The sequence below is a fragment of the Bradyrhizobium sp. G127 genome, from assembly GCF_021502575.1.
Taxonomy (GTDB): Bacteria; Pseudomonadota; Alphaproteobacteria; order Rhizobiales; family Xanthobacteraceae; genus Afipia.
Window position 1 is genome coordinate 187888 of record NZ_JAKFGN010000001.1, and the last position, 21889, is coordinate 209776.

The following is a 21889-nucleotide window of genomic DNA, read 5'->3' on the forward strand; positions in this document are numbered from 1 at the left end:
TCCTTCAGGTAACGGCGGGAAATCCGAACAGCCGTTGCGGGTTGTCGACCAGAATGCGGTTACGGAGCTTTTCGTCCGGCACCCAGTCGGCCAGGAGATCGAGCAGATCCGCAACGCCCATCATCACGCCCCAGTTGGCGACATGTGGCCAGTCCGATCCCCACACACAGCGGTCGGGCGCGGCCTTGATCACCTTGTGCGCGAACGGAATCGTGTCGCGATAGGGCGGACCCTCCACCGTGTTGCGATAGGCCCCGGACAGCCGCACCCATGCGCCGTCGCGCACCAGCGCAACCAGTGTCTGGAAGCCCTCGTTATCCACGCCGGCGGAGGTAGGGAAGTGTCCAATGTGATCGACCAGAAACGGCACCGGCAGCTTTGACAGGCGCGGCGCGAGCGACGGCAGGTCGCGCGCATCGAGCAGGAATTGCAGATGCCAGCCCATATCGCGGCACAGCGCGCCGTAATTCTCGATCTGGGTGAAGTCGACACCGCCGCCGCCATACAGAACATTCATGCGCAGGCCAACGACACCGGCGTCTTTCAGCGCAGCCTTCTCGCGCTCCGGGCAATCGAGCGGGATCACGGCAATGCCGCGCAACCGCTGACGATGCGCGCGCAGCGTTTCCACCATCAGCCGGTTATCGGTGCCGTGCACGCTGACCTGCGTCAGCACGCCGTAAGTCATGCCGGTGGCATCGAGCATGGCAAGGTAATCACGCGCGCTTGCGGCCGGTGGCGTATAGGCGCGTCCCGCCACGAACGGATAGTCTGGCGGCAAGCCGATGACGTGGCAATGGGTGTCCACCGCGCCGCGCGGCACCTTGAACCGCGTCGGCAGGTGTTGGGAAGGCTGAGGCCCCGGACATGCCGGGGCCTCCTTGATGGTTGCGTTCTCGGGATCATGCATCGGCGTGAAGAATCCTGCCGCGGGTTTCCGGAAGCGCATAGGCCGCAAGGAAGAACAGGCCGTAGGCCGCGACTGCGAAAATGCAGATCGCGTTTCCGAGCGACGTCGAAGTGGACAGCCACCCGACGAGGAACGGAAACAGCGCGCCGATGCCTCGGCCGAAGTTGTAGCAGAAACCCTGTCCCGAACCGCGCAGCCGTGTCGGATAAAGCTCCGTCAGGAATGCCCCCATGCCGGAGAAATAACCCGATGCAAAGAAGCCGAGCGGGAAGCCGAGCAGCCACAGCACGTCGTTGGTCAGCGTCACCTGGGTATAGATCAGGATCAGCACGATGGCTCCGATGGAGAAGATCAGGAACAGATTGCGCCGCCCGATCCGGTCAGCAAGCCACGCCCCAACCAGATAGCCGATAAACGATCCAATGATCAGGGTCGCGAGATAGCCGGTCGAGCCGACGATCGAGAGCTTGCGTTCAGTGGTGAGAAAGCGCGGCACCCAGAAGGTGATCGCGTAATAGCCGCCCTGACATCCGGTCGCCGCCAGCGCGGCAAGGACAGTGGTCTTCAGGACTCCGGGCGAGAAGATTTCCAGCAGCGATGGCCGGTCGCCGGACGCTTTTTGCTTGGCCAGCGTTTCAGCGGCAATCTTCGGCTCTTCCACATAGCGGCGCAGGAAGAACACCAGCAGCGCAGGCAGCGCGCCGATGGCGAACATCCAGCGCCAGGCTTCTTCCGCTGGCAAGATCGTGAACATCACCGCCTGCGACAGCACGGCAAGACCCCAACCGACTGCCCATCCGGACTGTACTGAGCCCACTGCGCGACCGCGGTATTGCGGACGAATGACTTCGCCCATCAGCACGGCTCCGGCTGCCCATTCGCCGCCGAAGCCAAGCCCGAGCAGCGCACGTGCCACAAGAAGCTGATCGAAATTCTGCGCGAAGGCGCAGACCAGGGAGAAGAAGGAGAACCAGACGATAGTGATCTGCAATGTGAGGACACGGCCGATGCGATCGCAGAGATAGCCGGCAAGCCAGCCGCCGATGGCGGAGGCCAGCAGCGTCACGGTGCCAGCGAGGCCTGCGGTGCCGGGATCGACCTTCCACAGCGCAATGATGGTGCCGATCACCAGCGGATAGATCATGAAATCCATGCCATCGAGCGTCCAGCCTGCGGCGCAGGCCCAGAACGTGCGTCGCTCCGGCGCGTTCATGTCGCGATAGAATGCAAGAAGGCTGGTGTCTTCGATTTTGGCGACTTCGATCGCGTCTGGCGACGGCTGAACCGTACTCATAGTGCTCCCCATAATTGCGGCGTGTTGGAGCCCCGTTTCGTGCCGCATCTCGCGGGGCTTTTTGTCGCGCGGCAATCTACGACATTCATCCGGCGTGTCACCAGACAAATGCGAAAGCCTCGATGGCTTCCAGTATTTCTAGTATCCGGCGGCATCGGCACCGCGTGTGCGCGGATCCGGCGCGCCGAACAGACCATCCGGCGTCACCGCAATCGAATTGGCTGAAGTCTGTCCGAGCGGCTCGGCCACGCGATGACCTTTCGCGCGCAGCGCAGCAAGGGCTGTTTCGGGAAATCCATGCTCGACGCGGACTTCGTCGGGCAGCCATTGGTGGTGGAGCCGCGGCGCGGAAACGGCGGCGGCGATGTTCATGTCGAAGTCGATGGCATTGACGATCACCTGCAGCACCGCCGAGATGATCCGGCTGCCGCCGGGGGAGCCCGTCACCAGCACCGGCTTGCCGTCCTTGAGCACGATGGTCGGCGACATCGAGGACAGTGGCCGCTTGCCGGGGCTGGGCAGGTTGGCCTCGAAGCCGACCAGGCCATAGGCGTTCGATGCGCCGGGTGCTGCGGTGAAATCGTCGAGTTCGTTGTTGAGCAGCACGCCAGTGCCGTCCGCGACCAGGCCGAGGCCGTAGCTGAAGTTCAGCGTGTAAGTGTTGCTGACCGCATTGCCGTCCTTGTCGACCACCGAGAAATGCGTGGTGTTGCTGCCTTCGCGCGGCGGCGCGGCTGACAGCGTGTCGGTCCAGGGCGTCGCCTTATCCATATCGATGGAGGCGCGTTGTTTTGTGGCGTAGTCCTTGGAGATCAGTTGCGCCATGGGTGCATTGACGAACGCCGGATCGCCGAGATAGCGCGCGCGATCGCCATAGGCACGCTTCATGGCTTCAATCGAGATGTGCAGCGCATCCACCGATCCCGCACCCATGTCGCGCAGCTTGTAGCCCTCGAGAATATTCAGCGTCTCGACCAGCACCGTGCCGCCCGAGGATGGCAGCGGCATCGAGACAATATCGAAACCGCGATAGGTGCCGCGTACCGGCGTGCGGATGACCGGCCGATAGGTTTTCAGATCCTCAGTCGTGATGATGCCGCCGGCGCTCCGAATACCGGCCACCAGCTTGTCCGCCACCGGCCCGTCGTAAAATCCGTTCGCGCCCCGCGCGGAGATCGCTTCCAGTGTCGCGGCCAGATCGGTCTGGACCAGACGATCGCCTGCTTGCAGCGATGTGCCATCGGCGCGAGAAAATATCTTCACACTGGATGGCCATTTCGCCAGCCGCCGGTGCCAGTCCGGCAACGTATCGGCAGTGTCGTCGGCGATCACGAGCCCATCGCGCGCCAATGCGATGGCGGGCGTAAGCAAATCTGAAAGTTTGAATCGTCCGGAGCCATATTTCTCCAGTGCAAGCGAAAGCCCCGCGACCGTGCCGGGCACGCCGATGCCGAGCGCCTGATCACGGGATTTTTTGGTGTCCGGCTTGCCGTCGTCGCCGAGAAACATGTCGCGCGTGGCGGCAGCCGGTGCGCTCTCACGATAATCGATAGCAACATCTTCAGCGCCGTTCGCCAGATGCACCAGCATGAAGCCGCCGCCGCCGATATTTCCCGCGCGTGGATAGGTGACGGCCAGTGCGAATCCGGTGGCGACGGCCGCATCGACGGCGTTGCCGCCTCGCGCCAGTATATCGCGGCCGATGCTTGCCGCGATTCGTTCCTGCGCCACGACCATGCCGCTTTTCGCCGTGACTGGATTGATCGCGGCAAGCGTGGGCGGCGCGTAATATCCGTGTCGCGAATCCTGTCCGAAAACCGGCGCGGTCAGCAGAAGGATTGCGCTGAATGAGAAGGCAATCGCGCGGCGCTTGGTAAACAGGGTCATAAAGGTCTCCAGTAAACCACGGATACGCTAAAACGCGATGGCAATTGGATTGCCGCACGATATGGTTTCGCGGCAATGACGGATATCGTCCGCGCAGATTCGGCAGGAATTTCGACCATGGCTCAAGAGATTCCGGCGCATGACAGTTACGCGCGGGGCAATCACTCAGATGTGTCGTCGCAGAGCTATCCGCCGCGCAAGGCGGTTTTCGGCTGGATACTGTTCGACTGGGCGGCGCAGCCCTATTTCAGTCTGATCACCACATTCGTGTTCGCGCCCTATTTCGCCACCCATATCGCGGCGACGCCGGCGAGCGGTCAGGCGATGTGGGGATTTGCGACGGCCGCTGCCGGACTTGTGATCGCGATCCTGTCGCCGGTGCTGGGTGCGATCGCCGATGCTGGAGGCCGCCGCAAGCCCTGGATTGCCGCGTTCGGTGCGTTGTTCGTGATCGGCGCGTCGATCCTGTGGATCGGCAGGCCGGGCGATCCGTCCATTATTCTGCCGCTCCTGATCGCATTCGGCATCGCCACGATCGGCGTCGAATTCGCCACCGTGTTCAACAATGCGATGATGCCGACGCTGGTGCCGCCGGAGCGCATCGGCCGCCTGTCGGGCACCGGCTGGGCCACAGGCTATATCGGCGGCATTCTCAGCCTTGTGCTCGTACTCGGCTTTCTCGCGGCCAGCAGCGAGACCGGTCGCACGCTGTTCGGATTGACGCCGTTGTTCGGCCTCGATCCGGCAACGCATCAAGGCGATCGCATCACCGGGCCCCTGAGCGGCCTGTGGTTTATCGTCTTCGTGTTGCCAATGTTTCTGTTCACGCCGGATCGTGCGTCGAAAAAGCCGGCGCTTGGTGCAGTACGCGAAGGCCTGCGCGAGTTGCGCGAGACGTTGTCGAAGTTACCGAAACGGCCGGTGATGATGACGTTCCTGATCGCGAACATGGTTTATACCGATGCGCTGGTGGCGCTGTTCGCGTTCGGCGGCATTTATGCTGCCGGCACGTTCGGCTGGCAGACCATCCAGATCGGCACCTTCGGAATCCTCGCGGCGTTCTCCGGCACGCTGGGCGCGTGGATCGGCGGCAAGCTCGATGACAAGCTCGGGCCGAAGGCCGTGATCGCGGGGAGCATGACGATCCTGCTGCTCGCCTGCGCCGCGATCCTGTCGATCGACCGCGACACGCTGTTTTTTGTGGTCAAGGTTGCGCCGCCGGTGCCGGGCAAGCTGTTCGGCTCGCCTGCTGAACAGGTCTATCTGGCGCTCGGATTCCTGATCGGCATGGCGGCGGGCCCGATGCAGGCCGCATCGCGCACGCTGCTGATTCGTCTGGCGCCGCCGGATCGCATCACACAGTACTTCGGCCTGTTCGCACTGTCCGGCAAGGTCACGTCCTTCATGGCGCCGCTGGTGGTCAGTATCGTGACGGCGGTGACTGCCAGTCAGAAGGCGGGCATGGCAGTGCTTGTGGTGTTCTTCGCGGCGGGACTTGGGCTGCTCTGGCGCGTGCGGGCGTAGAGCGCGATTATTCCCCGCTCATTCCCGTGCAAGCGGAATCCAGTTCTCTCTTGGCTCTGGGCCCCGCTTTCGGGGAGACGCGCGGCTAACCACAGCTCAATGCTTGAAGTGTCGGACGCCGGTCAACACCATGGCGATGCCATGTGCGTCTGCGGCCTCGATCACCTCGTTGTCGCGCATCGAGCCGCCGGGCTGCACCACAGCGGTGGCGCCGGCTTCGATGGCCACCAGCAATCCATCGGCGAACGGGAAGAACGCATCGGACGCCACCACCGAGCCCTTGGTCATTGGCGCGGCGAGGCCCAACTCCTTTGCAGCGTCCTCGGCCTTGCGCGCGGCAATGCGCGCGGAATCGACCCGGCTCATCTGGCCCGCGCCGATACCGACGGTGGCGAGATCCTTGGCATAGATGATGGTGTTGGACTTCACGTGCTTGGCGACACGGAAGGCGAATCCTAAATCGCGCAGTTCGGCATCAGTCGGCGCGCGTTTGGTGACGGTCTTGAAGGTCATGTCATCGACAACCGCGTTGTCGCGCGACTGCACCAGCATGCCGCCGGCCACGGTCTTCGCCGTCAGTCCCGCCGCGCGTGGGTCCGGCAGCCCGCCAGCCAGCAGCAGGCGCAGGTTCTTGCGCTTGCCGATGATGGCGATGGCTTCATCGGTGGCGTCCGGCGCGATGATGACTTCGGTGAAAATGCCGGCGACCGCATTGGCCGCATCGGCGTCAAGGGTGCGGTTGAATGCGATGATGCCGCCGTAAGCCGATGTAGAATCACAGGCCAGCGCCTTGCGATAGGCGCTGGCGAGATCCGCGCCTTCGGCAACGCCGCACGGATTGGCGTGCTTGACGATGACGCAGGCGGCGGTCCGCTTGGCGTCGAACTCGGCGATGCATTCGTAGGCAGCGTCGGTGTCGTTGATGTTGTTGTAGGACAGTTCCTTGCCTTGGAGCTGCCGTGCTGTGGCGACGCCGGGCCGGCGGTCCGGTGTTTTATAGAACGACGCATGCTGATGGGGATTTTCGCCGTAGCGCAGAGCCTGAATCAGCTTGCCGCCGAAGGCGCGGAAGTCGGGCGCGTCGTTCTTCAATTCGGCGGCGAACCAGTTGGAGATCGCCGCGTCATAGGCCGCGGTTCGCGCGTAGGCTTTTTGCGCGAGTTTTCTGCGAAGCGCCAGCGTGGTCGCGCCGTTGTTGGCGGCGAGTTCGTCGAGCACAGACTGATAGTCGGGCGGTTCAACCACGACAGCGACGTCGTAATGGTTCTTGGCCGCCGCGCGGATCATGGCGGGCCCGCCGATGTCGATGTTTTCGATGCAGTCGTCCTCGGACGCGCCTTTGTCCACCGTGGCTTCGAACGGATAGAGATTGACCACCAGAAGATCGATCGGGAGGATGCCGTGATCCTTCATGCTGCGGGCGTGATCGGCATTGTCCCGAATCGCCAGCAATCCGCCGTGCACGTTGGGGTGCAGCGTCTTGACCCGGCCGTCCATCATCTCCGGAAATCCGGTGAGGTCCGACACGTCCCTGACCTTGAGTCCGGCATCAGCGATGGCCCGCGCGGTGCCTCCGGTGGAAACCAGTTCGACACCGAGGTTCGTGAGCGCCCGGGCGAACTCGATAAGGCCGGTTTTGTCGGAAACGGAAAGCAGGGCGCGCGCAACGCGGCGCGAGTTGTCAGTCATTATGGCGGTCCTGGTTCGGATAGATGTTGTTTGCCGGGTAGCATGGTTTTCTCCCCGGCAAAACCTCCAAATCGGTGAGTTTTTGTGGCGAATTTGCCGTCACCCTGAGGTGCCGTAGCGAAGCGGAGGCCTCGAAGGGCGACGGCTATAAATTGTCATTCTTCGAGGCTCGCGCTCGAGAGCGCCCGCACCTCAGGATGACGATACCGCTCCAGTTTATAGCGGCAATTCCGGCTCGCGCCGGGCGTCGCGGCGGGCCGTGGTCACGGTGGCCGATGCCGACGAGCGGGTAAAGCTCCAGCGCACGCTCGGCGCATCCTTGCGGTTCTGGCGGATCACGATCTGGGAGGTGCGTCGCGGCCCATCGGAGCCGGCCAGAAAGACACTATCCTCAAGGTCCACTTTGTCGTTGAGCGCTTCGAACGTCCACACGTCGCGGTTCGGCAGCACCAGCATCACGCCGTGGGCGTCGGTGAGGCGGCTTGCCTTCACAGCTGGGTGCAGATGAAAACGCAACACGTAGTCATCGGGCTTGTTGCGTGTCGAGGAGCCGGACGCATTCAGCAGGGTGTCTTCGCCCTCCAGCCGCCCGCCGTCGTTGGACAGCATCAGGGTGCGCTGGTGCACGACGCCGAACTGGCGCGCGTAGGCATCGTGGGATGTGGTCAGCAGAATTCCATCATTCGCCGCCTCGCGGAACGCGCCGACATTGGACGGCCCGCTGACGATAGGAGCGCCTTGCAGCATCCGTTTCATCGCCGGAAGTTCGACGAACTGGCACGACGATAGGTCGTGACAGATCAGCGTCGAATGCGCCGCTGTGCTGCGCGCAAACGAGCGCCAGTTGTCGCGTCCGGTGGAAGGGATGCCGCAATTGACGACAATGCGAGCATTGCCCGACGACAGCTCGAACGACAGGCACCCCGCGTGGGCATCGCGGCTGACCGATGGCGGTGGAGGCGCGCCGGTGTCGATGACGATGGCGGTGCTGCCGGCATCGAGGCGCTGGAAGCCGCTATGCGGCATGTTCGACATCGGAATGCCGTGGGTATCGTCATAGGCGAGCAACGTCGCGAGCAGGCCCGACGGTGCGCTGCTCATGCCGTTGAACAGCGCGAAGCTGCCGTCACCGTGACGGAAAAACCGCAGCATCGGCATCATGCGGTCGATGGCGTTCAGGAGCGCGGGCGGCGGCGCGATGTTGCGCGCGGCATAGGTCTGGCGCAACGGCAGCAGGTCGGGCAGCAGTTCGATCAGTGCGCCGGGATTGCGAGAAATATGTCCGCCGTCGGGAAGGATCTGCCGCGCCAGTTCGTCGGAGAGTTTGCGCGATGCGGTGCGGATGTGTTTGGCTTGATTGGCGAGGCACAGCGAGGCGTAGCACAGCGCGATCAGCACCTGCAGCCGCGGCACGCCGTCGGGAATGTCCACCATCGTATAGCGCAGATAACGGATTTCACGGGTGAGGCTGCGCAGGAAGCGGCGGTAGAATTTTCCGTCGGCGTCGTTCAGCACCAATGGCGCCTGCGACAGCAGGGAGATCACGCGGCGCGCGAGCACATCGGCGCGCCAGCCGATCCCGCGCTTGCGGATCGGCTTTGAAATCCAGTCGTCGATCAGCGAGCGCGCATTGGCGCGGGTGATCGCCGAGTCTGCGGCGCGCAGATGGCGCAGCCAGCCGAAGCCGAGCAGGTTCGCTTCCCAGTCCTCTGACGGAGGATCGAATTCAAAGATGGAGCGTCCGTGCGATGTGACGATCTTGCCGGCGAACACAAAACGTCCGGCGTAGATTTCAGACGCGCGGGTGGCGTCGACGGTGCGCAGATCGTTCGGTGCGATCAGCAGCCGGTCGGTGCGGCCCGGCCAAAATCGCGACAGCGCAACCGAGTTGCCGCTGGCGCGCGCGAGCACGGACCGCGCGGCGCGGCCAAGCAGCAGGGACGAGATGCCTCTTCGATGAGCGACCGCCACGCGCGCCTTTGCCCTCACATCACGCCGCCGGCTGAGCTCCGCCGCCGAACGTGATCGCTTCCCACAATTGGGGCATCCCCACCCGAAAGCCGCGCCGGCGCCGAAGCACCGCGCGCGAAGGAATCCCCGCGCACTCTTGTAGTCTGGAAATGCCGATAAAACACCCCATTGACGAATGGGTGTGGACGGCAAGGGCAAAGACGGCCGCCGCGAATCAGTTGCACGCAGGATTGGTGAGTCAATCGTCCGCGAATCAGGTCTCGCGGGACTCAGGACTTGATGAGGCGCGCGGCATAGAAGCCGTCGAGACCGCCGAGGCGCGGATCGGCGTGCGCCAGATGAGACGGGAGCGTGCGAACATCACCCGCCTGGGTGAGAATTTCGTCCAGCCCCGCCACTTCGTCCCGTCCAACGGGCGCGCGGCGCAAGCCTGTTTCGTCGGCAAGGAGCGTCGCCACGGCTTGTTCGCCTTCCTCGGGTTCCAGCGAGCAGGTGCAATAGACCAGGGTTCCACCCGGCTTCAGCAGTGTCACGGCCCTTTGCAGCAGGCGCTTTTGCAGCGCGGAGAGCGTCCCGATATCGGCTTCCTGCTTCAGCCACGCAACGTCGGGGTGGCGGCGGATGGTCCCGGTCGCGGCACACGGCGCATCCACCAGAATGCCGTCGAACAGTTCGTTGCTCGCGGGCTGCCATTCGGCGGCGTCCGCAACCACAGTCTCGGCTGTGAGCGAGAGACGTGCGAGGTTGTCCTTCAGCCGCGCGATGCGATTGGACGAACGGTCCACCGCCGTCACCCGCGCGCCGGCGTGGACGAGCTGCGCGGTCTTGCCGCCGGGCGCGGCGCAGAGATCGGCGATCGACTTGTCTTTAACGTCACCGAACAGCCGGGCCGGGATCGCGGCGGCTGCGTCCTGCACCCACCACTGACCGTCGTTGAAGCCGGGAAGCATGGTGACCGAGCCGTGCAGTAACGTGCGCACCGTGCCGGTCGGCAATGCCTCACCGTGCAGACGGGTCGCCCAGCCTTCGGGATCGGATTTCACCGTGAGATCGAGCGCCGGCTCGACGCTGATGGCGGCGGCCATCGCGCGCGTGGCGTCTTCGCCGTAGGCGGCGATCCAGCGCTGCACCAGCCACGGCGGTAGATCGAGCATCTGCGATTTGACTTCATCGATCAGGGGCTGGCCTTCACGCGCACAACGCCGCAGCACGGCGTTGACGAGGCCGGCATATTTCGCCGCGCGGCGGTCGGCCTGAACGAGTCGCACCGAGAGATCGACGGCGGCGTGATCCGGCACGTCCATCCACAAAATCTGCGCGGCACCGATCAGCAACGCACTTTGCGTGCGTGGCGCGTCGGTCGGGATGCCGCGATCGAGCAGCCTTGAGAGCACATGACCGAGCGTGCCGAGCCGCCGCAAAATCGTGGCGACCAGCCGGCGCATCAGCGCGCGGTCGCGGTCGGATAACGCCTTCAATCCCGGATGGGCGCCCGCGCCGTCGAGCTGATCGTCCAGCATGCGATGCTTGTGCAGCACGCCGTCAAGAATATCGGCTGCGATGCGGCGCGCGGCGAGGCCGGGCACCTCGGTCGGCGGGGCAAATCTTGTAGAAGGCATGCAAAAAACTTCGCTGGCGGGACAACACGCAACACGAGCAACGTCACCGCTGCGCCGCGTGCCGGAGAGAGATGGCACGCGAATATGCCAAATGTAAGAATCGCGGTCAGATCGGCATGCTGATATACGTTGCCTGGCCGCATGTTCCCAAGGCTGATATTTATCAAGGCTGATATTTATACGGAACGTCATTGCCGGGCTTGTCCCGGCCATCCATCTTTCCGTTCAGGGATTTTACGATGGATGGCCGGGTCAAGCCGGCCATGACGATTGGAAACAGAACGAGCAATAGCGATGAGTGACGATCCGACCCAAAATCCTTCCCCGGCGCCGGACGTTGCGCGCAAGCCGTTGTCGCCTCAGGCGCGACGGGCTTTGGCGGAGGCCGAGGAGCGGCGGTTGAAGGCGGCACAGGAAAAAGTCACGCCCGGACCGAAGGAAGTTCAGGGCCCGAAGGGCCCGGAGCCGACCCGCTACGGCGACTGGGAAACCAAGGGCATCGCGTCGGATTTCTGAGGCGCCGCGTCGAAAAACCGAATCCTGTATTCCGGCCCGCGGTTTCGGGCGTATCGGCAGTCGGCGAAATGAGGTATGCTGCCTTCAGCCGTAGGGCGCGCAAGGTGCAGAAAAGCGAAGTCGCAGCAGCAAGTAGGCATTAGTCAGCCAAGTCAGCAATTTTCAGTCGCAGAACAGCAAAGTAAGCGCAGTCAGGCAAAGACAGAGATCAGCAGGTCGCATCCGACGGGATGCAAAGACCTGAAAGCTATCAAGCGGTGTGATCACGCCATCGACTTAACCGTCTGTGGCCACGGACCTCAGAGATGGAAATACCATGCTCACGGTTCGTATCGAGGTGACCGCAGATTTGCAGGCAATCGCGAAGGTGATTGTTTTGCTTGTTCTGCTTCTGACTTAAACGACAGGCGCGAGGGGCAACCCTCGCGCTTTTTGCTTCCGAATCCACAAGGACTCACCGATGCTTCCCGCAAAGCGAACCAACCCGGCGATCTCCCATCCCGCTGGAAATCCGCATTTTCCACCGTATTTAGTATTTGATTCAGCTTTCGACACTAATCCTTGACGTGCCGGACGGAGTCGGCCTAGCGTCGTTAATGTTCGGTGTACGCGGTTCGCCAACACAAACAAAAACGCCCCGCCGCAAGGCAGAGCGTTTCGTTTGGGGATGTGGTGGAATTGGTAGACACAACGGTCTTTAAAACCGGGGCCCTCAGAAGCATACGGGTTCGAGTCCCGTCGTCCCTACCGCGATCCACAAGGCTCCCTCTCGCGAGGGGGCCTTTTTCTTTACAGCCCCAGTGTGACTGAGTCGACTCAGCCACTCAAGCGCTTTAATGTCACTTATTGACATTAAAATGCGTAATTTTGAGTTAAAGTATGGCAGGAGCGCCCATCAAAGAGGAGACAGTCACACTGCGTTTGGCGGTGTCCAAGAATGTCTATGGATATTTGAAAACTCTGCGGCGGAGATCATTGCTTGGTGCTTCTGAAAACGACATCGCCAAGTACGTTTTGACAAAAGCGCTAGAGCAAATGATAGCGGACAAATATCACCTTACTCAGGCCGTACCCGAGGATTGATGAATACGAGAGCAGCAGGCGCGATAATCGCGCATTAAAAAAGCCGCGTGTTCACGCGGCTTTTCGCGTTCTTATAAAACATGTCACCGCGTCGTGACCACCACCTGGGTGCCGACCTCGACGCGATCGAACAGGTCGCTGATGTCCTGATTGTACATCCGCACGCAGCCGTAGGAGACATAGCCGCCCACCGAGTTCGGCCGGTTGGTGCCGTGAATGGCGTATTCGCCGCCGGCCAGCGTCATCGCCGCGACGCCCATCGGATTTGATGGCGATCCGCCGGGGATCACATCGGGAATGCTCGGGTTGTCGCGCTTCACCTCCGCGGGCGGCGCCCATGCGGGCTGGCGATATTTGCCGTCGATGCGGGTGGTGCCCGCCCACTGCTTGCCGGCCTTGCCGACGCCGACTGGATAGCGCAGCGCGCGGCCTTCGCCGAGCACGAGATAGAGTTTGCGCTCGTTGGTCTTCACCACGATGGTACCCGGCGCATAGCCATCGGGAGATGCGACCATCGAGGGTGCCGCCTGCGCCGTTGTGCCGGATAAACCGATTGCCGAAAATCCAATGGCCGTCGTGACTGCAAAAGTCATCGCGAATTTACGCAACATCATTGTCTCCAGTCCCTTCATTCCATCGCAGGCAGGGCTGCGAAACCGGTCGCACCCTGCAGCAAGGCCTTCAACAGCCCCTTATCGCCGGATGCAAAAGGCCGGTCGTGCAGGCCTTTAAAAGGAAATTCCCGCGGCAAAGTAAATGCCCGGGAAACAACACATTTGGCCAAACGGCCTCGGACGGCTGACATTTCCGTGAGCCGAGAGGTTCCGCGCGTCTCCGCGAAGCTCGACCCAGAGAGCTATGCATCGATTTCCGCTGACGGGAATGAGCGGAGATGAGCTTGATTGGAGGCGTGTCCGCGTGAACGCCTTGCACACTGCGACGGCGCAGCGCAGCCGCCCGCGGCATAGATCCCGTCGCCGACCGCGGCCTCACTGAGGCAAGTGACGCGGCGTCGGGTAAAAAATGCCGTACCCGGCAAATTCGTTCAGGTGAACTCACCGGTGGCCTCATGACGCGCGCCAAAAAGTTCTTTGATCTCATGGAGCAAACAAGCCCGATCACTGGCATATGGTTTGCGTGACTGCGACGTCAGTTTACTCCCTGGGTGTCGGACGTATGCGCATCGATGCAGGCTCTTACTTCTATCAGCAGGGTATTCCAATAAAGGACGTGACTCCGGTTGTCCCGGCCGGCGTTGCCGCGCCGCCGTCCCGCGTCAGCCAGATCGATTTCACCAGCATGACCCGCCAGCAGATGTTCGACTGGATGAACAATCAGATTCGCAGCGGCGCGATGTCGCTGGACGAAAGTACGCCGTTCCTCGGCATGACCGTGAAAATCGATGCGGCGACCGGCGCGCCGGTGGACATGGCATCGGATACGGAACCCGTGAACTTCATCGATCGCGCGAGGCAAGGCATCGCAGGCGCGTTGTGGCGCGGGGATCAGGACGCCGCCGCGCGGTTGCAGTCCGCGGTGGCGACGATGCAGCGCTATCAGGGTCAGGTCGCCGGCGTTGATATTCGCGCGTGAGCCTTAGCGGGATCAGGACACGGCACAGCCGCCAGGCTCGTCATGCTCCGGCCATCGGCATCCTCTTTGAGATCTGCAAAATGTGGAAGGCCGGGACATAGACGAGCCAGAGCGACGCCGTTCTTCGAACGGCTGCGCCCGATCATGACGTGGAGCATCAGGGACCGCCGGCGTCTCAGGCCTCGGCCTTCTTGTTCTGCCGGTTGTCGACCAGATCGTTGACGACGTTGGGATCGGCCAGTGTCGAGGTATCGCCGAGCGATCCGGATTCGTCTTCCGCGATCTTGCGCAGGATGCGGCGCATGATCTTGCCCGAGCGCGTCTTCGGTAGACCGGGCGCGAACTGGATCAGATCCGGCGATGCGATCGGCCCGATGTCCTTGCGCACCCATGCGACCAACTCCTTGCGCAGTGTCTCGGTCGGCTCGACACCCTGCATCAGCGTGACATAGGCGTAGATGCCCTGGCCCTTGATGTCGTGTGGATAGCCCACCACCGCCGCCTCCGACACGCAGGAGTGCGCCACCAGTGAGCTTTCGACCTCAGCCGTGCCCATGCGATGACCGGAGACGTTGATGACGTCATCGACACGGCCGGTGATCCAGTAATAGCCGTCCGCGTCGCGGCGGCAGCCGTCGCCGGTGAAGTACTTGCCCTTGTAGGTCGAGAAGTAGGTCTGTTCGAAGCGCGCGTGATCGCCATAGACCGTGCGCATCTGGCCCGGCCACGATTTCGCGATGCAGAGGTTGCCCTGCGCCTCGCCTTTCAGCACCTTGCCGTCGGCGTCGACGATCTCCGGCACCACGCCGAAGAACGGCTTGGTCGCCGAACCCGGCTTCTGCGCAATCGCGCCGGGCAGCGGCGTGATCAGGATGCCGCCGGTCTCGGTCTGCCACCAGGTATCGACGATGGGGCAGCGCGATTCGCCGACCACGCGGTAATACCATTCCCACGCTTCGGGATTGATGGGTTCGCCGACCGAGCCGAGCAGGCGAAGGCTCTTGCGCGAGGTCTTCTTCACCGGCTCGTCGCCGCCCTGCATCAGCGCGCGGATCGCGGTGGGCGCGGTGTAGAAGATGTTGACCTTGTGCTTGTCGATCACGTTCCAGAAGCGCGAGTTGTCCGGATAGTTCGGAACACCCTCGAACATCAGCGTGGTCGCGCCGTTCGCGAGCGGCCCGTAGAGAATGTAGCTGTGGCCAGTGACCCAGCCGACATCGGCGGTGCACCAGTAGATGTCGCCGTCGTGATAATCGAACACGTATTGATGTGTCATCGACGCGAAGGTGAGATAGCCGCCGGTGGTATGCAGCACGCCCTTGGGCTGGCCGGTCGAGCCTGAGGTATAGAGAATGAACAGCGGATCTTCCGCGTTCATCGGCTCCACCGGACAATCTGTATCGACCACGGCGGCGGCCTCGTGAAACCAGACGTCGCGCACCGGGTCCATCTCGATCTTGCCGCCGGTGCGCTTGACCACGACCACCCAGTCGACGCCGCCGGTCGTGCCCCCCATTTTGGCGATGGCCGCATCCACGTTGGCCTTCAGCGGCACCTTTTTGCCGCCGCGCAGACCTTCATCGGCAGTGATGACCACCTTCGACTTGCAGTCCGTGATGCGCTGCGCCAGCGAGTCTGGCGAGAAGCCGCCGAATACCACCGAATGAATCGCGCCGATGCGCGCGCAGGCCAGCATCGCATAGGCCGCTTCCGGAATCATCGGCAGGTAAATGGTGACGCGGTCGCCCTTCTCAACGTTCCGCAGCCGCAGGATGTTCGCCATCTTGCAGACTTCGTCATGCAGCTCGCGATAGGTGATCTTCCTGGACTCCGACGGGTCGTCGCCTTCCCAGATGATCGCAATTTGGTCGCCGCGCGTCTCCAGATGGCGGTCGATGCAATTGTAGGCGGCGTTCAGGACGCCGTCCTCGAACCATTTGATCGAGATATTGCCGGGCGCGAACGACACGTTATCGACCACGGTGAATGGCTCGATCCAGTCGAGGCGCTTGCGGGCTTCGTCACCCCAAAAGCCGCTCGGGTCGCTGACCGAGCGCGCGTACATCTCTTTGTACTTCGCCTCATTGATCCAGGCGCGCGTCGCCCACTCTGCGGATACGTCATAAATTTTGTCGGACATTGCTTCTCATTCCTCCACGCCGCAATCCCGCGTCACAACATGCGCGCGGGCGTGTTCTTGGTTGAGGCCATTATGCGCTTTCGCGCATGGGGACGACAAGCCGCAGCGGATAGGACTTTTGTCTGGCTTGAGAGCGCCGGGCCACATGATCTGGTTGGCGAATTCGGATCAGGCCGGCAAAACCAGCTCCCAGACGGCGGTTTGCTTGATCTCGGTGTCTTCAAGATCACGGGTCACCGGGACGCTGTAATCCGCAATCCGGCGCAATTTGTCCCGGGGCAGGTAACTCCGGCCCGGATCGCCGATCAGCACCATTTTGCCCCGCGCCGCGTGGCCGTGAAGAAAATCGAAAGCCTGTTGCGCGGTGTCGCGCTCATAGAAAATATCGCCGGCCAGAATGACATCCCAGCGGCTGTCGTCCGGCGCGGCGAGCAGATCGTCCTGACATGTCGTGAGCATGACACCGTTTTCCACTGCGTTGAGCGTGGACGCGGCGCAGGCGAAGGCGTCGATGTCGGCGACGGTCACCGTTGCGGCGCCGGCCTTCATGGCGGCAATGCCCACAAGACCCGAGCCGCTGGCGAGATCAAGCACCGTTTTGCCGCGCACGATTTCGGGATGATCGAGGATGTGGCGGGCCAGCGCCTGGCCGCCGGCCCAAGCGAAGGCCCAAAACGGCGGCGGCAGGCCGGCTTCGCCCAGTTCTTCCTCGGTCTTATGCCACAGAGGCACAGCTTCGTCCGCGACGAAGATCGCAATTTCGGGGGCGAGCGGCACCGCGCGCAGCCGCGTGTTGGCGCGAATGAAGGCGTCCTTGTCGGCGATGGGTGATTGTTCGAGCGCCATCATCTCTCCGGGTCGTCCCGGTGCAGGCCGGGACCCATACTCCCTGGACCGTCGTTAAGTCCTGATCGTCGAGCATCGCCATTCAAAGCGAACGCGGTGGTTATGGGTTCCGGCCTGCGCCGGGATGACGAGAGTCAGGTTCATACCCCGCCCAGCTTGCAGACCAGCTTCCATTCGTCCGGCTTCACGCTCTGCACCGACAGCCGCGATTGCTTGAGCAGCTCCATCTCCGCCAGTTTCGGTTCGGCCTTCACCGCAACGAGCGTCACCGGCTTTTTCAGCGGTTTGTCAGCAGCGATGTCGACGCAGACGAATTTTTCGGTCTTGTCGGTCGGATCGGGATAGTGCTCCTTCACGATCGCGGCGATGCCGACGATCTCCTTGCCTTCGTTGGAGTGATAGAAGAAGGCGCGGTCGCCCTTCTTCATCTTCATCATGTTGAGCTTGGCGGTGTGGTTGCGTACGCCGGTCCAGGCTTCGCCCTCGGCGCCTTTCGCGACCTGCTGATCCCACGACCACACCGAGGGTTCGGATTTTACCAGCCAGTAAGCCATCGTCGGTCCTCTTTATCCTTCGGCCCGGAACGGCCGGGTCAGCAGCGCCTCGATCGCGGCATCGATGGTCATCGCGCCACCAAGCACCGCCGCCACCGCATTCGCGACCGGCATCTCGACATTCTTTTCATTGGCGAGTTCGATCAGCACCGGCGCGGTGAATTCGCCCTCGACCAATTTGTCACGCGGCGGTGTCTCGCCACGCGCAAGCGCAACGCCGTGGGAAAAGTTGCGCGACTGCGGACTCGAACAAGACAGCAGCAAGTCGCCGAGGCCCGACAGGCCCGCGATGGTTTCCGGCTTCGCGCCGCAGGCTACGCCGAGCCGCATCAGTTCGGCGAAGCCGCGCGTGGTCAGCGCCGCCAGCGCCGATGCGCCGAGCTTTCGGCCCGCGACGATGCCTGCTGCGATCGCCAGCACGTTCTTCGCCGCGCCGCCAATTTCGACGCCGCGCACGTCGGTCGAGTGATAAGGCCGGAATGTCGCCGAGCCGAGCGCCTGGACCAGCGCCTTTGCCAGCGTCTCGTCGCGAGTGGCAAGCGTGACGGCGGTCGGCAATCCGCGCGCGACATCGATGTCGAAGCTTGGCCCCGACAGGATCGCGGGCACGGCATTCGGCACCACGTCTGTGACGATCTCCGTCATGAATTTGTGTGAACCGCGCTCGATGCCTTTGGCGCAGACGATAACCGGTGTGCCGGGTGCCAGATGCGGCGCAAGCGCCATCGCGGCCTGCCGCAGACTCTGCGCGGGCGTCACCAGCAGCACGGCAGAAGTCTTGCCCGCCTGCGCAAGATCGCTGCTGACGGTGATCGTGGCCGCGAGCCGGATGCCGGGCAGTTTCGGATTCTCGCGCGTCCGCGAAATGGTGTCCGCGATAGCTGGATCACGCGCGCAGAGAATGACGTCGCATCCGGCGCGCGATGCCGCGTTCGCAAGCGCCGTGCCCCATGCACCGGCGCCGACAATGGAAATGGCTTGATAAGAACTCATAGTCAGTGCCGCGCGCGGGTGTTGGCGAACTTCGCCGGCGTCGATGCGGTCTCGTCGAGCCGCCAGCGCGCGCGGGGCGCCGTTTCCATTTCGTCCACCATCTTGAGCGCAAGCCGCTCCGCGCCGGCCCAGGCGATCATCGCGCCATTGTCTGTGCAGAGCGCGGGTGGCGGAATGATCAGCATGGTCTGGGCGCGGGCCGCGATGTCGTGCAGCGCGCCGCGGATCGCGTGATTGGACGCGACGCCGCCGGCTGCGACCAGCGCGCGCGGCGGGCCGAACTGTTCGTGGAATAATCGCAGGCCGACGCTGATCCGGTCCGCGGTGAGATCAAGCACTGCGGCCTGAAAGCCGGCGCACAGGTCTGCTACGTCCTGCGGCTCGAGCGGCGCAAGGCGCGCGACTTCGTTGCGAACGGCGGTCTTCAATCCGGACAGCGAGAAATTCGCATCGGGTCGCCCGACCATTGGACGCGGAAACTGAAAGCGCGCCGGGTCGCCATGCGCCGCCGCTTGCTCGACCTGCGGTCCGCCGGGATAGGGCAGGTCCAGCATCTTCGCGACCTTGTCGAACGCCTCTCCCATCGCGTCATCCACCGTGGTGCCGAGCCGGACATACTTTCCGACGCCCAAGACCGCGACGATCTGGGTGTGGCCGCCCGAGGCGAGAAAGAGACAATAGGGGAATGCCAGCGCCACGGTGAGACGCGGCGTCAGTGCATGGGCTTCCAGATGATTGACCGCGATCAATGGCGTGTTGTGGACCAGCGCGATCGCCTTCGCCGTGGTGAGGCCGACGATCACGCCGCCGATCAGGCCCGGGCCTGCGGCTGCGGCCACGGCGCTGAGATCGCCGAAGCCGACATTCGCTTCTTTCATCGCCGCGCGGATGATACTGTCGAGCGTGTCGACATGGGCGCGCGCCGCGATCTCGGGCACCACACCGCCGAACGGCGCGTGCTCCTCGATCTGCGAGCGCACGATGTTCGACAGAATCCGCCCGGAGCCGTCGCGCTGCCGCTCGATTACGGCGGCTGCGGTCTCGTCGCAGGTGGTCTCGATGCCCAGCACCAGTGTCGGCTTGCCCAATGCCACAATTGTTCCTGTGTTCGCTCGCCCTCCAATTGCGCACCGGAGGCGGTTATTCAACCGGTTCTTAACGCCAAATTGCGAAATGAGCTATCCTTAGCTGTCCCCCGTGGAGCCTCTTGTATGGCCATTCTCGTGACCCGTCCGGCGCCCGACAACAAGAGGACGGCGGCGGCCCTGCGCGCGCGGGGATATACCGCGCTGCTGTCGCCCATGATGCGCTATGAGGCGATTCCTTTTCACGATGAAGACGACGCGGCTTATGACGGCGTTGTCATCACTAGCGCCAACGCCATCCGCGCCATCGAGAGCCATCCGTCCCGGACGCGTCTGTTCGGGCTGCGTGCATTTGCGGTCGGTGAGCAAACCGCCGAGGCCGCGCGCAACGCCGGTTTCGGCGATGTGGTTAGCGCAAAGGCCGGCGCGCGCGCGCTGGGCGATCTCATTGTCAAGAATGCTGCGGCGGGACGCCTCAAGAAGAACGCGACTCTGTGTTATCTCGCGGGCGCTGATCTGGCGCACGATCTCGCCGCCGATCTTGGCGCGCGCGGCTTCACGGTGGTGACGCATACGACTTACAGGATGGTGCCGGTGGCGGGATTTCCTGCCGGAATCAGCGATGCCTTTCGCGACGGCGGCATCGACGCGGTGCTGCATTATTCACGGCGTAGCGCACGCGCATTTCTGGATGCTGCGCGGGCCGACGGAATCGAGATTTCGGCCTTGGCTTTGCCGCAATGTTGCATCTCCGATGCGGTCGCGGGACTCCTGCGCGAGGCGGGCGCGATGCAGGTCGCTGCGGCGCGCACGCCGGACGAGGCCGCAGTGTTTGAAGTGCTGGACAGGACGATCAAACCGGCGTCCAAGGAGACATAAAGCAAATCGCGTTCGCAGAATCTCCTGCCGGAATCTGCTAAGCTGACACGGCGGGAGCGGGTTCCCCATGGGCACTTTCAATGGAAGATGACAAGGACAAGACCGGCGCGTTGCCAGGCGGCGATTCCGGCAAGCGGACGCCGCCGACCATCGATCTTGCGGCGTCGGATGTGACCGAAAGTCCACGCGCGCCGGATGCGCAAGACACAGCCGCGGACGAGCCCGGCTCGACGGCTGAATCTCCCGCCGAAGCTGCATCGGAGCCGCAGGCATCATCGCCGCAGATGTCGCGAACATCGTCCGTGCTGGTCACTGCCCTCACCGGTGGCATCGCCGCCGTGCTCGTGATCGGCGCAGCGACGTTTGCGGGCTGGCCGAAACTTCCCGCGCCGGAATCGACCGCACCGCTTGCGGACAACATTGCATCGAACAAGGCGGAGATCGCAGCGCTCGGTGCGCGCGTCGCGAAGGTCGAAACCGAATCTGCGAAGCCTGCGCCGCGGCCCGTAGCCGATCCTGCGCTGGTGACACGCATTGATGCCCTCGAGAAATCTATGGCATCGCTCCGCAGCGATCTCGCCGCCGTTCGCGCGCAAGGCGACAAGACAGTGGCCGCGCTGAGCGAGATCAAATCTGCTTCGCCCCAAGTCGCAACCGGCGCGACGCAAGCCGCGCCATCGGTTGATGTGTCGGCCATCGAGGAGAGAATTGCTAGGATCGAGCGCGCCACTGCCGCGCTCAATGCCGCGGCTGCAGCGCCTCCTCAACCGCCGGTCGAAGATCCGAATGTGCGCAGGCTGGACGCACTCATCAATCTCGACAAGGCCATGCGTCATGACGCGCCTTATGCCACTGCGCTGGCTGCCGCGCGTTCTGTCGTCGGTGATGCCGATGTGCTGAAGCCGCTCGATCCTTTCGCGCATACGGGCATTCCCGGCGTCGATGCGCTGTGCAAGGAATTGCTTGCGCTATTGCCGCAGCTCGCGCCGAAACCCGGGACGCAGCCTGCGCCATCCGGCGTCGTCGAGCGCCTTCAGCAAAGTCTCGCAAAGCTGGTGCGCATTCAGCGCACCGACGCGCCGCCCAGCGGTTCGGCCGGCATTATCGCGCGTGCAACTGCCGCCGCGCAGCGCAATGATCTGAACGAGGCGAAGCGGGAACTGCTGCAGTTGCCGCCATCGGAGCGCGTCCTGGCGCGGCCATGGATCGCGAAGGTCGATGCGCGCGATAAGGCGCTGGCGGCGTCTGAGCAGTTTACGATGGACACACTGACTGCGATCTCAAGACGGGCGCGATAGGCCATTTC

The 21889-nt window shown here is 63.2% G+C and carries 18 protein-coding genes; 6 read left to right on the forward strand and 12 right to left on the reverse strand.

All coding sequences use genetic code 11. The annotated features are described in order from the left end of the window. Window positions 1–4: 4 nt before the first annotated feature. From LVY71_RS00945 to ggt, 3 genes are all read right to left on the reverse strand, one after another. The gene (locus LVY71_RS00945; RefSeq protein ID WP_235097340.1) at window positions 5–910 is read right to left on the reverse strand and encodes an amidohydrolase family protein; all 906 of its coding nucleotides are present in this window, start codon (window positions 908–910) and stop codon (window positions 5–7) included. Continuing rightward, window positions 903–2204, reverse strand: a complete 1302-nt coding sequence (locus tag LVY71_RS00950; RefSeq protein ID WP_235097341.1) for an MFS transporter — start codon at window positions 2202–2204, stop codon at window positions 903–905. Before LVY71_RS00950 ends, LVY71_RS00945 begins: the two co-directional genes overlap by 8 nt. A gap of 138 nt (window positions 2205–2342) precedes the next feature. After that, window positions 2343–4091, reverse strand: coding sequence for a gamma-glutamyltransferase (gene ggt, locus LVY71_RS00955; protein WP_235097342.1), 1749 nt, complete (start codon window positions 4089–4091; stop codon window positions 2343–2345). Window positions 4092–4208: 117 nt separating this feature from the next. Between ggt and LVY71_RS00960 the strand changes: the two genes are divergently transcribed. Then, the gene (locus LVY71_RS00960) at window positions 4209–5615 is read left to right on the forward strand and encodes an MFS transporter (protein WP_235097343.1); all 1407 of its coding nucleotides are present in this window, start codon (window positions 4209–4211) and stop codon (window positions 5613–5615) included. Window positions 5616–5711: 96 nt separating this feature from the next. Here LVY71_RS00960 and purH read toward each other — a convergent pair whose 3' ends face one another. The 3 genes from purH to LVY71_RS00975 form a co-directional block, all read right to left on the reverse strand. Next, the gene (gene purH / locus LVY71_RS00965) at window positions 5712–7304 is read right to left on the reverse strand and encodes a bifunctional phosphoribosylaminoimidazolecarboxamide formyltransferase/IMP cyclohydrolase (protein WP_235097344.1); all 1593 of its coding nucleotides are present in this window, start codon (window positions 7302–7304) and stop codon (window positions 5712–5714) included. A 216-nt stretch (window positions 7305–7520) separates the two neighbouring features. After that, window positions 7521–9275, reverse strand: a complete 1755-nt coding sequence (locus LVY71_RS00970; RefSeq protein WP_235097345.1) for a heparinase II/III family protein — start codon at window positions 9273–9275, stop codon at window positions 7521–7523. A 269-nt stretch (window positions 9276–9544) separates the two neighbouring features. Beyond that, window positions 9545–10894 (reverse strand): RsmB/NOP family class I SAM-dependent RNA methyltransferase, encoded by a 1350-nt coding sequence (locus LVY71_RS00975; protein ID WP_235097347.1) that lies wholly within the window; start codon window positions 10892–10894, stop codon window positions 9545–9547. A 294-nt stretch (window positions 10895–11188) separates the two neighbouring features. On the opposite strand from LVY71_RS00975, the gene LVY71_RS00980 reads away from it, so the two are divergent. Both LVY71_RS00980 and LVY71_RS00985 read left to right on the forward strand, forming a co-directional pair. Continuing rightward, a complete protein-coding gene (locus LVY71_RS00980) occupies window positions 11189–11410 on the forward strand; it encodes a DUF1674 domain-containing protein (RefSeq protein ID WP_235097349.1) in 222 nt (73 codons plus the stop codon). 879 nt (window positions 11411–12289) lie between these two features. Further along, entirely contained in the window at window positions 12290–12493 is a 204-nt protein-coding gene (locus tag LVY71_RS00985; protein WP_235097350.1) for a hypothetical protein, read from the forward strand. 83 nt (window positions 12494–12576) lie between these two features. On the opposite strand, the gene LVY71_RS00990 is transcribed toward LVY71_RS00985, so the two are convergent. Further along, complete coding sequence (locus LVY71_RS00990; protein WP_502797525.1) at window positions 12577–13104, reverse strand: L,D-transpeptidase; 528 nt, start codon at window positions 13102–13104, stop codon at window positions 12577–12579. A 565-nt stretch (window positions 13105–13669) separates the two neighbouring features. Here LVY71_RS00990 and LVY71_RS00995 point away from each other — a divergent pair. Further along, window positions 13670–14086: a hypothetical protein gene (locus LVY71_RS00995; RefSeq protein WP_235097351.1), complete on the forward strand. Its 417-nt coding sequence runs from the start codon at window positions 13670–13672 to the stop codon at window positions 14084–14086. A 175-nt stretch (window positions 14087–14261) separates the two neighbouring features. Here the strand turns inward: LVY71_RS00995 and acs are convergent, their stop codons facing one another. The 5 genes from acs to tsaD form a co-directional block, all read right to left on the reverse strand. Further along, entirely contained in the window at window positions 14262–16226 is a 1965-nt protein-coding gene (gene acs, locus LVY71_RS01000) for an acetate--CoA ligase (RefSeq protein WP_235097352.1), read from the reverse strand. 168 nt (window positions 16227–16394) lie between these two features. Continuing rightward, window positions 16395–17072, reverse strand: coding sequence for a class I SAM-dependent methyltransferase (locus LVY71_RS01005; RefSeq protein ID WP_235097353.1), 678 nt, complete (start codon window positions 17070–17072; stop codon window positions 16395–16397). 140 nt (window positions 17073–17212) lie between these two features. Next, window positions 17213–17626, reverse strand: coding sequence for an EVE domain-containing protein (locus LVY71_RS01010; protein ID WP_235097354.1), 414 nt, complete (start codon window positions 17624–17626; stop codon window positions 17213–17215). 12 nt (window positions 17627–17638) lie between these two features. After that, window positions 17639–18619 carry an NAD(P)H-dependent glycerol-3-phosphate dehydrogenase gene (locus tag LVY71_RS01015; protein WP_235097355.1) on the reverse strand — a complete coding sequence of 327 codons (981 nt, stop codon included), beginning with the start codon at window positions 18617–18619 and terminating at the stop codon, window positions 17639–17641. Window positions 18620–18621: 2 nt separating this feature from the next. Further along, on the reverse strand, window positions 18622–19713 hold the full coding sequence (tsaD, locus tag LVY71_RS01020; RefSeq protein ID WP_235097356.1) for a tRNA (adenosine(37)-N6)-threonylcarbamoyltransferase complex transferase subunit TsaD: 1092 nt from the start codon (window positions 19711–19713) through the stop codon (window positions 18622–18624). 117 nt (window positions 19714–19830) lie between these two features. Between tsaD and LVY71_RS01025 the strand changes: the two genes are divergently transcribed. Further along, window positions 19831–20583, forward strand: a complete 753-nt coding sequence (locus tag LVY71_RS01025) for a uroporphyrinogen-III synthase (protein ID WP_235097358.1) — start codon at window positions 19831–19833, stop codon at window positions 20581–20583. Between the two features lie 80 nt (window positions 20584–20663). Then, window positions 20664–21881, forward strand: coding sequence for a COG4223 family protein (locus tag LVY71_RS01030; protein WP_235097360.1), 1218 nt, complete (start codon window positions 20664–20666; stop codon window positions 21879–21881). Window positions 21882–21889 lie beyond the last annotated feature (8 nt).

Bases quoted from the DNA above. Each gene is read 5' to 3' on its own strand.
- LVY71_RS00945 (WP_235097340.1), bottom strand. From the start codon at position 910: ATGCATGATCCCGAGAACGCAACCATCAAGGAGGCCCCGGCATGTCCG.
- LVY71_RS00950 (WP_235097341.1), bottom strand. From the start codon at position 2,204: ATGAGTACGGTTCAGCCGTCGCCAGACGCGATCGAAGTCGCCAAAATC.
- ggt (WP_235097342.1), bottom strand. From the start codon at position 4,091: ATGACCCTGTTTACCAAGCGCCGCGCGATTGCCTTCTCATTCAGCGCA.
- LVY71_RS00960 (WP_235097343.1), top strand. From the start codon at position 4,209: ATGGCTCAAGAGATTCCGGCGCATGACAGTTACGCGCGGGGCAATCAC.
- purH (WP_235097344.1), bottom strand. From the start codon at position 7,304: ATGACTGACAACTCGCGCCGCGTTGCGCGCGCCCTGCTTTCCGTTTCC.
- LVY71_RS00975 (WP_235097347.1), bottom strand. From the start codon at position 10,894: ATGCCTTCTACAAGATTTGCCCCGCCGACCGAGGTGCCCGGCCTCGCC.
- LVY71_RS00980 (WP_235097349.1), top strand. From the start codon at position 11,189: ATGAGTGACGATCCGACCCAAAATCCTTCCCCGGCGCCGGACGTTGCG.
- LVY71_RS00985 (WP_235097350.1), top strand. From the start codon at position 12,290: ATGGCAGGAGCGCCCATCAAAGAGGAGACAGTCACACTGCGTTTGGCG.
- LVY71_RS00990 (WP_502797525.1), bottom strand. From the start codon at position 13,104: ATGTTGCGTAAATTCGCGATGACTTTTGCAGTCACGACGGCCATTGGA.
- LVY71_RS00995 (WP_235097351.1), top strand. From the start codon at position 13,670: ATGCGCATCGATGCAGGCTCTTACTTCTATCAGCAGGGTATTCCAATA.
- acs (WP_235097352.1), bottom strand. From the start codon at position 16,226: ATGTCCGACAAAATTTATGACGTATCCGCAGAGTGGGCGACGCGCGCC.
- LVY71_RS01005 (WP_235097353.1), bottom strand. From the start codon at position 17,072: ATGGCGCTCGAACAATCACCCATCGCCGACAAGGACGCCTTCATTCGC.
- LVY71_RS01010 (WP_235097354.1), bottom strand. From the start codon at position 17,626: ATGGCTTACTGGCTGGTAAAATCCGAACCCTCGGTGTGGTCGTGGGAT.
- LVY71_RS01015 (WP_235097355.1), bottom strand. From the start codon at position 18,619: ATGAGTTCTTATCAAGCCATTTCCATTGTCGGCGCCGGTGCATGGGGC.
- LVY71_RS01025 (WP_235097358.1), top strand. From the start codon at position 19,831: ATGGCCATTCTCGTGACCCGTCCGGCGCCCGACAACAAGAGGACGGCG.
- LVY71_RS01030 (WP_235097360.1), top strand. From the start codon at position 20,664: ATGGAAGATGACAAGGACAAGACCGGCGCGTTGCCAGGCGGCGATTCC.